Source organism: Ureibacillus galli, from assembly GCF_014836845.1.
In the GTDB taxonomy this organism is placed as follows: domain Bacteria; phylum Bacillota; class Bacilli; order Bacillales_A; family Planococcaceae; genus Ureibacillus; species Ureibacillus galli.
The window spans coordinates 79,689-91,857 of the sequence record NZ_JACSQA010000014.1 but is presented as its reverse complement, the minus strand read 5'-3'; the positions used below and the strand labels follow the sequence as shown (position 1 = coordinate 91,857).

The 12,169-nt window shown below is 34.1% G+C and carries 10 protein-coding genes; 2 read left to right on the top strand and 8 right to left on the bottom strand.

Annotated elements, in window-relative coordinates; translation table 11 throughout:
• Positions 1–110: 110 nt before the first annotated feature.
• The 7 genes from H9636_RS10690 to ezrA all read right to left on the bottom strand — a co-directional run bounded on the left by H9636_RS10690 (position 111) and on the right by ezrA (position 8,275).
• On the bottom strand, positions 111–707 hold the full coding sequence (locus H9636_RS10690; RefSeq protein WP_191707597.1) for an RDD family protein: 597 nt from the start codon (positions 705–707) through the stop codon (positions 111–113).
• A 14-nt stretch (positions 708–721) separates the two neighbouring features.
• Complete coding sequence (gene sppA / locus H9636_RS10685; protein WP_191707596.1) at positions 722–1,732, bottom strand: signal peptide peptidase SppA; 1,011 nt, start codon at positions 1,730–1,732, stop codon at positions 722–724.
• Positions 1,733–1,892: 160 nt separating this feature from the next.
• The gene (gene mbcS, locus H9636_RS10680; protein WP_191707595.1) at positions 1,893–3,476 is read right to left on the bottom strand and encodes an acyl-CoA synthetase MbcS; all 1,584 of its coding nucleotides are present in this window, start codon (positions 3,474–3,476) and stop codon (positions 1,893–1,895) included.
• A 206-nt stretch (positions 3,477–3,682) separates the two neighbouring features.
• Complete coding sequence (locus H9636_RS10675) at positions 3,683–3,895, bottom strand: alpha/beta-type small acid-soluble spore protein (RefSeq protein ID WP_122971092.1); 213 nt, start codon at positions 3,893–3,895, stop codon at positions 3,683–3,685.
• Between the two features lie 100 nt (positions 3,896–3,995).
• The gene (gene thiI, locus H9636_RS10670) at positions 3,996–5,204 is read right to left on the bottom strand and encodes a tRNA uracil 4-sulfurtransferase ThiI (RefSeq protein WP_191707594.1); all 1,209 of its coding nucleotides are present in this window, start codon (positions 5,202–5,204) and stop codon (positions 3,996–3,998) included.
• Positions 5,204–6,361, bottom strand: coding sequence for a cysteine desulfurase family protein (locus tag H9636_RS10665; protein WP_191707593.1), 1,158 nt, complete (start codon positions 6,359–6,361; stop codon positions 5,204–5,206). The genes thiI and H9636_RS10665 overlap by 1 nt, the downstream gene beginning before the upstream one ends.
• A 204-nt stretch (positions 6,362–6,565) precedes the next feature.
• Entirely contained in the window at positions 6,566–8,275 is a 1,710-nt protein-coding gene (ezrA, locus tag H9636_RS10660) for a septation ring formation regulator EzrA (protein WP_191707592.1), read from the bottom strand.
• Between the two features lie 238 nt (positions 8,276–8,513).
• Between ezrA and hisJ the strand changes: the two genes are divergently transcribed.
• Both hisJ and H9636_RS10650 read left to right on the top strand, forming a co-directional pair.
• Entirely contained in the window at positions 8,514–9,311 is a 798-nt protein-coding gene (gene hisJ / locus H9636_RS10655) for a histidinol-phosphatase HisJ (protein ID WP_191707591.1), read from the top strand.
• A 14-nt stretch (positions 9,312–9,325) separates the two neighbouring features.
• Positions 9,326–9,805, top strand: a complete 480-nt coding sequence (locus H9636_RS10650) for a GAF domain-containing protein (RefSeq protein ID WP_191707590.1) — start codon at positions 9,326–9,328, stop codon at positions 9,803–9,805.
• A 57-nt stretch (positions 9,806–9,862) separates the two neighbouring features.
• Here the strand turns inward: H9636_RS10650 and H9636_RS10645 are convergent, their stop codons facing one another.
• Positions 9,863–11,731, bottom strand: coding sequence for a sensor domain-containing diguanylate cyclase (locus tag H9636_RS10645; protein ID WP_191707589.1), 1,869 nt, complete (start codon positions 11,729–11,731; stop codon positions 9,863–9,865).
• Between the last annotated feature and the right edge of the window lie 438 nt (positions 11,732–12,169).

Sequence of the window (12,169 nt, the reverse complement as noted above, 5' to 3'; positions counted from 1 at the left end):
TTCAGAAACTATTACTTTTATTTTAAAAGAAAAAAGACTGTAGGCAAACTCGAAATTTCGAGTTTGTCTACAGTCTGCCATCTGAACAATTTTGTTCAGATGGCTTTCATTTATCCTATTGGTGAAATGGAGTTTTCACCATCGAATTCATCTTTTTTCGTAATTTCTTGAATGATTTCCTTTCTACGTTTAACAAATACTTTTTCTTGTATAACAACCGTATCGGCAATAATATCATTCAACCCTTTATTGTTAGGCATAAAGGCAACCATAATGTAGATAATAGGAAGCTTATTACTAATAAAGCGTCCAACCACTTCTCTAAATAAAACAGTAAGCCAGCCTAATTTTTCATCGTTTAAATGTTTCACCTTTAAGCCAAATATCATTTTTCCAAGGGTTTGTTGCCAATACTTTGTCGTAAGTACAAAATACGCATAATAGAACAAACCAGAAATGATTGTCATTGGAGAGTACCACTTTTCTTCTGATAAACTCCAGTCAAATAAATGGAATATAGGATTTACAACAATCCCTACAATAGCACTAACAATTAAAATATCAAAAACAAAAGCCCAAAGACGCATCCAAAATCCAGCCGTCTTCTCTTCAATCTGTTCGATTATTTTTGTTTGTTTAATAATAGTGGGCACAGCTTCATTATTAGGAAGAGAAACGTTTGAGTCGTTATTTTCAAATTCTGACATCTATAAACTCCTCCTTAATATTCACCGTATAAATACATCATTCGTGGACCACCATTAGAAGACATAAATTTCGTTAAAAATTGTTCTTCAGGTGATGGACCGAATAATGAACTAATTTTTACGCCTAGTAAAGAAGTTAGGTCGCCAAAGCTTGATTCATATTCAAAAAGTTCCGCATTTTCTAAACCATAGTCTGCACGGATTGCTGCGATTGTATCTTCAAGTCCTCCAATTTCATCGACTAATCCTGCTTCAATCGCTTGGGAACCTCCTAAAATACGTCCATCTGCAACTTTTTTAACATCCGCTTCTGACATACCTCTTCCTTGTTCAATAACATCTACAAATGCTTCATAAGATTCGTTGATCATTTCTTGAACCATAGCCTTTTCTTCGTCAGTCGTTGGTCTTGTTCCACCAAACATATCTTTATGTTCGCCTGATTTAATGGTTTCAAACTCAATCCCTAATTTGTCCGCTAGCTCTGAAAAATTATAACTTTGCATAATTACACCGATTGAGCCTGTAATTGTTTCACTATGAGCAAAAATTTTATCTGCAGGTGCTGAAATATAATAACCACCTGAAGCTGCATAAGAACCCATGGAAACATATATAGGAATATTTCGTTGTTCTTTAATTTCTACTAATTTCTCATGAATATCAGCTGATTCAATAACGCCACCACCTGGTGAATTAACATATAATACAACCGCTTGTACACTTTCATCATATAAAATATTTTCTAATTGGGATAAGAAAGATTGATGATCATATTCGACAGTTGTCCATGGTGAACTAGAACCGACATCTTGAATCGTTCCATCTACGGATAACAATGCAATTCGCTCACCATAATCTCCTGGTTCAATTACGGTTTCCACTACTGTTTGTTCCGTGTTCATTACATCATTAAAACTTGAAAAGAAATCCGTTTTAAATATTGAGATCACCGTATTCAAACCAATTGAACCGACTAATAAAACTATTGCTGCTCCTAAAGCAAGCCATCTTTTTGTATTCATTTAACTACTCCTCCTCCATTCATACATACGTATTTGATGTCCAATTGTTTCAAAAAATTTCAATTTTTATCAAATCCAATAAAAAGACTTTAAAGTCATTCTATATGACTTTAAAGTCTCCACTCATTTCGACATTATTCCCTAGGAAATAAAGAAGAACTTAATTCGATATTTCCTTTTGCAACTCTCTTTGGCGTAACTCAATACGTCGAATTTTTCCTGACGACGTTTTTGGTAATTCATCGATAAATTCAATTGCTCTTGGATATTTATAAGGTGCGGTAATCGTCTTCACGTGGTCTTGCAATTCCTTAACGATTGTTGGACTATCTTTCAATTGAGCATCCTGTAAAACTACAAATGCTTTTACGATGTTACCGCGCACTTCATCTGGACTACCAACAACTGCACATTCTTTAACAGCAGGATGTTTAACAAGAGCGTCTTCCACTTCAAAAGGTCCTATTGTGTAACCAGAAGAAATAATAATATCATCTCCACGTCCTTCGAACCAGAAATAGCCATCTTCGTCTTTATATGCTCGGTCTCCCGTTAAGAACCATTCACCCCGGTATTGAATTTTTGTTCGTTCAGGTTCATTCAAATATCCTTTAAATAGAGCTGGGGTTAATGAGTGTACGGCAATGTCTCCTACTTCCCCTGGTTTTGTTGGTTCGCCTAGCTCATTGATTACTTCGACAATATTACCTGGAGTCGGTTTGCCCATCGAACCTGGTTTTGGCGTCATTCCAAGAAGTGTACCTACTAACAAGGTATTTTCCGTTTGACCATAACCATCTCGAACTTGTAGGGAAAATACTTCTAAAAACTTTTTAATAACTTCGCTATTTAATGGTTCTCCAGCCGATACAGCACTTTTAATACTAGATAAATTATATTGTTCAAGATGATCAACTTTTGCCATTAAGCGATATTCTGTTGGTGTACAACATAAAACGTTTATATGATAATTTTCAAGTATTTGAAGGTATTCTTTCGGATCAAACTTTCCTAAATGAACAAAAGCTGTCGCACCACTACCTAAAGTCGCTAAAAAAGGACTCCAAATCCACTTTTGCCAACCAGGTGCTGCAGTCGCCCAAACAATATCATCTTCTTGGACTCCTAACCATTGGGCAGCTGTTGTACGTAAATGGGCATAACCCCATGCATGGGAGTGAACAACCCCTTTAGGATTACCCGTCGTTCCACTCGTATAAGATAAAAATGCAATATCCGTATTTTCTGTTTGCACACCTTCAAAAACGTCAGATAGGCCTTCTAATTGTTTGTTTATTGAAATCCATGGTTCTTTCGATTCGCCATATACAAAAAGTTTTAATCCATCCAAATGTTCAACTTCATTAAATTGTTCAATCTCATTTTCAAAAGCAATGATTGCCTTTGCTTTAGAATGAATGATTCGGTAATCAATATCTTTTGCCCGAAGCATTTCAGAACTCGGTATAATCGTAAGTCCTGCTTTTAGCGCTCCGATGTATGTAACATATGCGTCTTCTGAGCGAGGTACCATAACAAGGGCTACGTCACCTTTTTTCAGTCCATTGTTTTTAAATAAATTGGCAACCTTGTTCGCTTTTTTAATTAAAGCTTTGTAAGAGATTGTTTCAATTTCTCCGTTTTCATGGTGAATCATTAAAGCCGTTTTCCCCGTTTTTGCAAATTTCTCAATTTCATCAACGATATTGTATTCTCTTGGAGCCAATAAATCTTCCCTTTTCATTACTACATCCCCCTTTGATGCATCCCTGATACATTATGCTAATTATAATAATATTCAACTTAAATATCAAAATATTCCTCGAAAGATAGAAATATCTGTATTAAATTCATATAAAAAATTATAATTAAAGTTTTTTAAATCCTATTTTTCACATAATAAAAGCTAGTAGCATTTCTGCTACTAGCCCTTTTTGGTTTTTTTAAATATTATTGACCAGAAGTACCACGTAATTGTGATTCAGCCATTTGTACAAGACGTTTAGTAATTTCTCCTCCGACTGACCCGTTTGCACGAGAAGACGCTTCAGGTCCGAGTTGAACACCAAACTCTTGCGCGATTTCGTATTTCATTTGATCTAATGCTTGTTCTGCACCAGGTACAGCAAGCTTGTTTCTGTTTCCGCTGTTGTTTGAAGCCATGTCTCTCACCTCCTTGTGCATATAGAATGTGCGATATTGATTTTTTAATACACAAAAGATGAGAGGTAAATTGTTCTTATTTTTCCGATTGACTGGTTTTTTATAATAAACCTTCAAATTTATCGGTTGTTTTCTTTGTTTCAGGGAATTTATAAATTTCTCGATTACGTACTGCACGTTCAATTAATTCATCAAATTCCGTAAAACTTTCATAATAATTGACTTTATCGACTTTCGGTTTTGTTTTTGGATTTGCTGGTGTAAAGATAGTACAGCAATCCTCATATGGTTGAATTGATGTTTCATATGTTCCGATTTGTTCTGCAATATCAATAATTTCAAGTTTATCATAAGCAATTAAGGGACGTAATATTGGAGTATTGGTTACATCATTTATCGCTGTTAAACTTTCTAACGTTTGACTCGCTACTTGTCCTAAACTTTCTCCTGTCACAATTCCAAGGGCACCGATCTCTTCTCGAACTTTGTCTGCAATTCGCATCATCAAACGGCGAGTGGACGTCATAATTGTATTACTCGGAACTCTTTCTTTTATTAATACTTGAATTTCAGTAAAAGGAATGACATGTAGTCGAATATTTGCACCAAATTTTGTTAATTCATTGGCTAAAACTTTTACTTTTTCTAAAGAATTATCACTTGTATATGGTGGACTAAAGAAGTGAATTGCTTCTAAACGAACACCACGTTTCATTAATAAGTACCCAGCAACTGGACTATCAATTCCACCTGATAACATCAGTAATGATTTCCCATTCGAACCGACAGGCATTCCACCTGCTCCTTGAATAATTTGCGCCATCATATATATAGCATCTTTACGTACTTCAATACGAAGTTCCACATCTGGTTTTTTCACTTGTACTGAAATATTCGGATTATTTCTTAAAACATGACCACCAATTTCCCGTTGTAGTTCATGGGATTCCATTGGGAATGTTTTGTCAGATCGGCGAACTTCTACTTTAAAAGTGATTTCCCTCTCTTTAAATTGTTCCATAATAATAAGAGACAATTTTTTCATCTCGTCTATATCTTTTTCACAAACAGCGACAGGGCTGAAGGATTGAATTCCAAATACGGTTGGTAATTTTTTCATCAATACTTCATACTGCTCTTCATTTTCAATTTTTATATGCATACGATCTCTTTCCGTTACAATATCAAGGGGTGCAATATCTTGAAAAGTATGACGAATATTTGTACGAAGACGGCTGATGAAGTCCTTTTTATTACGTCCTTTCGTTGATAATTCTCCATAACGGATTAAAATTTCTTTCCAAATCATTACTTATTATCTCCTTTTAATTCGTCCATCACAGCTGTGAAAGCTTTTTTGAACGCTTCTATATCGTTATCCGTATTAAATAATCCAAAACTTAATCGAATAACACCTTTTTTATAATTGGCATGTACTTTTAACGAATCAACAACATGACTTGTTGTCTTTTGTTTAGAGGAACAAGCACTTGATGTAGATACGATAATTCCTCTACTTTGCAATGCATTAATCAAAATTTCCCCTTTTAAATCTTTCACACTAAAAGATAAGATGTGAGCTGCTCCAGATTTCGTCGATAATAGATGAATATTTTCACCGTATCCTGTTAAAAATTCATATAAGTCGTTGAACCATGTTCGATATTTTTTCATCGATTGTTCCATATTTTCTGTCACCATTCGAGCCGCTTTCGCTAAAGCAACTGCTTGAGGTACGGCAACTGTGCCACTTCGCAATCCGCTTTCTTGTCCACCACCTACAAGAAGTGGGATAATGTTCATTTTTTTACGGAACGCAATAACGCCTGACCCTTTTAAGCCATGGATTTTATGGCCAGAAATCGAAAGAATATCCGGACCGGCTTCACCGTTAAATTGAGTCGGTAATTTACCAAAACTTTGAACGGCATCGACATGGAATACCGCTCGACTGTTTTCATGAATGATTTTAGCCGCCTCTTCAATTGGTTGAATAGCTCCCATTTCGTTATTTACATGCATAATACTAACGAAAACTGTATCTTTTCGGAGTTTTTCTCGTAATTCCGTTAATGAAATAACACCATTTTCATCAACCGATAAATAGTCCACTTCATAGCCATCCTTTTGTAAAGACTTCACACCTTCTAATATGGATGGATGCTCAATTTCCGTTGTAATAATATGTTTTCCTATATGAGTATTTGCTTTTGAAACCCCAAATATCGCAAAATTATTGGATTCCGTTCCACCAGCAGTAAATAAGACGAGCTGCTCTTTCGTATGAAGAATATTAGCTATTTGACTTCTTGCCCTATCTAATAATGTATTTGCCTCCACACCTGCTTCATGAATGGAAGCAGGGTTAGCATAAAAAGATTCGTTTACTTGAATAAATGTATTTAAAACCTCTTTTAACGGTTTTGTAGTAGCACTATTGTCTAGGTAGACAATGTTTTCTTTCATCTTTAATCACACTCTTTCAAAGCTTGATTTAACGCTATTTATCATAACGCAAACTTTCTTAAATGACCACCAACTAATTTTACCTATCACGGAAATAGATCGTTTAACTCTTTCGTTACTTATTATCGAATGATCAATATCTTCTAATTTCTTTAATAGTAAAGCCACCTTCACAAATGTGAGGTGGCTTTATTCATCAAATGGTTAGTTCTGTGTTTTTTCGTAAAGCTCATCTTGAACTAGTTCTTCGATCCGTTTAATTGCACCCGGTTCCGCTAATTCAACCGCTGTCACCGCATCTTCTAACGCTTTTATATAGCGGTATTGGTGAAAAGCATCTTCCGCTTGTAATAAAAGCTCGTTTACTTTTGAATTTGTTGTCCGATAACGATTGCCGTATTGAATAATTCTTTCAATCAGTATAACATTTTCAATCATTTCTTTTGCATGTTTATTTACTTCTTGAATACACTTTTCAGCATTTTGTAAATTACTATGAACATGGCTCATGTTTAAAGGAATCTCTTGTAGACTTTGCATAACAATGAACAGTTGCTCTTCAGCTTCTTCTAAACGCTTATCCATTTCTTCTGGAACACCAGGAATGTTCGCTTTATTGAGCTGTCGATCTGTTTCTTGTAATAGTCGTTTTAATGAATCCAATTGAGCTCTTGCTTTATTTTCATCAATGCGTAAATTTTTCAAACGGTTGGAGAATTGTTCTTGCTCTTCTTGAATGCGTTCAATTTCTTCGCTAATTTCAACTAATTCTTCTTGTAAACTAGAATAAGCTGACTTTTCCTCTCTAACTCGAGAAACAAGTAATTCATATCGTTTTTGAATTACTTCCAATTGTTTTAAACCAAGTTTTGGAATTTCAGCCTCTTTTTCTGGTAGATGGTAACTATTTTGAACATAGACCGCTTCATTACTAATTTCTTTCGTTGTACGTAATACTTCATTTAATGTATTAAATGTTTCATCACAATTTTGATCAACGTATTTTCTAGCGATCACTTCTTTTTCAAGCAAATCATAATAATTTTCAATTTCCTGATTAATTTCTTCAAGTCTAGGACCTACAGATGATACCTCTAACGCTGCTAATTGTTCTTTTAAAGTTTCCAATTCTTTTTCAACATTATCTAAGAAAACGTTTAATTCTAAATGGTTTAAGTAATACGATTGCTGTTCCATTTCCCGTTGACCACTTCTCAACTCATGGATGGCAGCCGGTATTTTTGTTTGTATATCCGTTAGTAAAGTAGGTACTTCCGTTAATAACTCAAATATAATTTGTGATTCGCTATGTAATGCAAGCACAATTTCCCTTGCTTGAAGATAGTTACCTTCTACAGTTAATCGATCAAATTCTTCAAATTTTGGAACAAAGTTTTCTACTCTCGTTTCCAATGTACTTAATGCCGGACCAAAAGAGTATTGATGGGCAAGTAATGTTTTACGTGCAGAACGATAATGTTCTTTTAATTGCTCAATTTCAATACGATTTTTTTCTTCGCTACCGATTAATTCATTTAATTCATTAATGATTTGATTTTGTTTTTCGGTACATTTTGCGATATATTCATCTATCTCCCGTTCAACAATTGAAGCTTTTTTAAATTTGAAACGATCTATGTATTCTTCTGCATCAAAAAGCATAGAATCAATTTTGATAATATGAACATCGATTACTTCTGTCCATATATTCCGCCATTGTTCAAATTTCTCTTCTGTTTGACCATTCATATTTAAAGCTTTTACTTTTGTAAGCTCCTCAAATATAGGATAATGCTGGATTTGCATTTTTTCTTGTTCAAGTCGCTGTATAACAACATTATGTTTTCGACGGATCATAAGTCCACCGATAAATAATGCTAATAGTACGATGACGACAATGATGATATACTGCATCATAAGCCCCCTATTCCCTATTCCAAAAATCTCTATACCTACTATTTTGTAACTATAATATACCATGTTTTTAGGCATTTGTTTAAAAAAATAAAGCTTTTTGTTAAAGTTAACTAGAATTAAATAAATTATGTAGAATTCGTTCCCGTTTTTCACCATATATATAGCATAATGAAGAAGATATTTTACTATGTTTAACTATTCATATGCTTGAAAATAATAGAGCGGAGGTTTCAAAATGAAAAAAGATGGACATATCCACTCCCCTTTCTGTCCCCATGGTACGAAAGATCCGTTTGAGCATTATATCGAAAAAGCAATTGAACAAGGATTTACCGAAATTACTTTTACAGAGCACGCACCATTGCCAACCAATTTCGTTGACCCAACACCTGACAAAGATAGCGGGATGGAACCAAAGGACTTAACAGCTTATATCGACACCGTTCAACAATTAAAAGAGCAATATCAACAGCAAATTAAGGTTAATGTAGGATTAGAGATCGATTACATTATCGGTTATGAAACCGAAACGAGAGCCTTTCTCGATATTGTCGGACCTTTTTTAGATGACGCTATACTGTCCGTACATTTTTTAAAACACGAAGATACATATACATGCATTGATTTTTCAGAAGAAGTTTATTTAGACTTTGCAAAACAAGTTGGTGGAATCGATTCCCTTTATCATTTATACTATGATACAGTTTTAAAGTCTTTAGAGGCAAACCTTGGACGATTTAAACCTCGTAGAATTGGACACCCAACTTTAATTCATAAATTCCAACTTGCCCATGGAGAAAAAATAGACGATCATGCTCGCATTACCGATATTTTAACGAAGATGAAAGAACAAGGTTACGAACTGGATGTCAATAGTGCTGGAATAAGTAAAAGCTTTTGCAAAGAGCCATACCCACCGCTACATTTCATTGACTTTGCCCGTTCTATTTCCTTGCCCCTAGTTTTCGGATCGGATGCCCATAGTGTGAAAGATTTACATCAACATTATGAAATCATTTTTAAAAACGTATGATGGAGGTTCACTAGATGTTTTCTAAAATTAATTATGAAGGACCAGTATTACAACAATATACAACCTTATCAAAACAATTAGATGCTTTATTAGAAGGTGAAAAGGATCTTATCGCGAACTTAAGTAATGCCTCTGCTTTACTAAACCAATTTTTAGACCGGATCAATTGGGTTGGTTTTTATTTAATGAAAGATGGCGAACTTGTGTTAGGTCCATTTCAAGGATTACCAGCATGTGTCCGAATTGCCGTTGGGCGTGGTGTTTGTGGAACAGCCGTTTCGAAGCGTGAAACAATGTTAATTGATGACGTTCATGCATTCCCTGGTCACATTGCATGTGATGCTGCTTCTAATTCTGAAATCGTTATTCCACTAATTAAAGATGATGAAGTGATTGGTGTATTAGATATCGATAGTCCAATCAAAGGTCGCTTTACTTCCGAAGATAAAGAAGGTCTTGAACAATTTGTCCAAACATTAATAAAATTTTTATAAATGTAAATAAAAACTTACTACGTATGTTCAATCGGACTTACTGTAGTAAGTTTTTTCCTATGGAGAAGACATCCATTCACTATAGACACAAACTTGATTTTTTCCATTTTCCTTCGCATTATATAAAGCTGTATCTGCCTGCAAAAAAATGGAATGGAATTCAGGGCGGTGTTCATGATTCCACAATACTAAACCAGCAGAAATTGTAACCTTAGGGTTCGTTGCTTCGGGAATAGATCGTAAAAGCTCTGTCGCAATATTTACTGCTTCATCCTCCGAAATATTTGGAATGTAAATCGCTAATTCTTCCCCACCCCATCTTGCACAAATTCCTCGTGTGCCAATTATTTTATTTAACAAATTCCCCATTTGAACTAATATTTCATCGCCAACTTGATGACCGTAAGTATCATTGATTTGTTTAAAATTGTCGATATCAATTAATAAAAACATTCCGGAACGATCATTTTCTAATGAACTTTCAACAAAACGGTCTAAATATCTACGCGCAAATAGCTTCGTTAAGTAATCTTGATTCACCATTTCTTGTAATTGGTTACGTAAAATTAAATTCGCAATAGCTAATGATGAATGATGAATTAACGATTGCATTAATTTAAAACTGTCGAAGGAAAAATAATAAGGTTCTTGATGCAATACTATACAAAATCCATTGATCCTCTGCTCGACAATCATTGGTACTACCATCATCGATTTATACGGAGTATCGGTACCTACTATTCGGCTAAAATCCGCGATAAACAATGAATCTTGGCTACCTTCAAAATGTTTCATGACATGTTCTATATAGAAGCCACTTTCCTCGGTTTTAAAAAAATTCGTTGCCGCTTCAGTAATGTTATATTCATTTCCTTCCTTTAAAACAAAACAAAGTTCCATCGGTTGAAAATGTTGGATTACTTGTTTTTGCAAAAATAAAAACATTTCGTTTAAAGTTAATAGCTTATTTAAATGGTGGGATGTTTCATTGATCAGTTGTAGGTCCCGAATTAAACGATGGGATTGGCGATAAAGTTTCGCATTTTCCAGAGCATTTCCTGATGTATGGGCAAGTAATCGAATAAAGTCCTTTTGGGCATTGGAAAAAACATAGGAAATCGGTGCACTTACTTGTAAAATTCCATATATTGCTTGTCTACCATTAATCGGTACATTTAATAAGCAGCGGTCTTTATCAAATGCTTGTTCAATCGTTATCTCCCCTGAAACAAAAGCTTGTATCGTAGTAGGTCGTTCTGATAAATAATCAAAGGGTTTTATTTGTAACTTTGTTTGTCGATCTTGATCATTGGATAGGATCAACTCCACATCAAAGTTCGGGAAATTTTCTTGAATAGTAATGAGCATATTTTCCAAAATGAAATCAATATCCATTGTGGAATGGAACAAGTCGGTCATGTTATATAATTTCCGATATTGGTTTTCATGTTGGCGAATTTCCATTTGTTCATTTATTAAATAAAACACTTTAGAAATACAATTGATGAAATCTTCTAAAAAATCAGATTGAGAGAAAGTGAGCCATTCAGGAGAAGATTGAATAAATACAACACCATATTTATCAAAGTGATTCTCTTTTATGAAGATCATATGGGTAAATGGAGAAAATCCCCCTAGTTTATTTGCAATTTCTACAACTTTCTGTTGAGAAAAATAAGACATCAAATAAACTTTTTTCAATTGTTGATAATCTACTTTAATAGAAGAATGAACGTAAAACGGTTTGAGAGCTGCTTCCCCTTCATAAAATAGAAAACAGCTTTGATCAATATAAAAGTATTGTTTTAAGTGGGTTTGTAACAATAAAGCATATTCATGGAAACGATTTTGTGAATTGACAGAACTGGTGCATAAGTCTAATAACTCCGATTTTATATAAGTTAATCTCTTCGAATATTCGATCATAACCTCACCTTTTCTATACCAATAGAAATAAATAACAAATGTATTTGATGATGAAAGTATACACTTTTTATGTAAAATTAACTATATTTATCCATCAATTTAGGATTTAATATCTATTTTTATAATACTATAGTATAGCAATTTCTAAAATTTAACAAATCCTATTTTAATAAAAATTACACTCGACTTTCATGGTATACTTATAAAGTTATTCCTTGACTCAAGGGCTAAAAAAATATACAATAATCTTCGTGTAAAATGAATGCAGCAGTTGTATAAGCTGTGTATGTATTTTATTCCTCTAGTTTTGAACATGAATTCAAATTAGAAGGTGTATTGGGTAACCCTTTCGGCTGCAAGGGCGAAGATACATGAAAATAAAATGCTGCAAGTGTCGGGTACAACTGGTTTTTGTTTTACAAATACTGATAGGAAACT

What these genes read in the sequence shown, in the direction of transcription:
- H9636_RS10645 (WP_191707589.1), bottom strand. Translation starts at nt 11,731, where the DNA reads ATGATCGAATATTCGAAGAGATTAACTTATATAAAATCGGAGTTATTA.
- ezrA (WP_191707592.1), bottom strand. Translation starts at nt 8,275, where the DNA reads ATGCAGTATATCATCATTGTCGTCATCGTACTATTAGCATTATTTATC.
- sppA (WP_191707596.1), bottom strand. Translation starts at nt 1,732, where the DNA reads ATGAATACAAAAAGATGGCTTGCTTTAGGAGCAGCAATAGTTTTATTA.
- H9636_RS10690 (WP_191707597.1), bottom strand. Translation starts at nt 707, where the DNA reads ATGTCAGAATTTGAAAATAACGACTCAAACGTTTCTCTTCCTAATAAT.
- mbcS (WP_191707595.1), bottom strand. Translation starts at nt 3,476, where the DNA reads ATGAAAAGGGAAGATTTATTGGCTCCAAGAGAATACAATATCGTTGAT.
- H9636_RS10675 (WP_122971092.1), bottom strand. Translation starts at nt 3,895, where the DNA reads ATGGCTTCAAACAACAGCGGAAACAGAAACAAGCTTGCTGTACCTGGT.
- hisJ (WP_191707591.1), top strand. Translation starts at nt 8,514, where the DNA reads ATGAAAAAAGATGGACATATCCACTCCCCTTTCTGTCCCCATGGTACG.
- thiI (WP_191707594.1), bottom strand. Translation starts at nt 5,204, where the DNA reads ATGATTTGGAAAGAAATTTTAATCCGTTATGGAGAATTATCAACGAAA.
- H9636_RS10650 (WP_191707590.1), top strand. Translation starts at nt 9,326, where the DNA reads ATGTTTTCTAAAATTAATTATGAAGGACCAGTATTACAACAATATACA.
- H9636_RS10665 (WP_191707593.1), bottom strand. Translation starts at nt 6,361, where the DNA reads ATGAAAGAAAACATTGTCTACCTAGACAATAGTGCTACTACAAAACCG.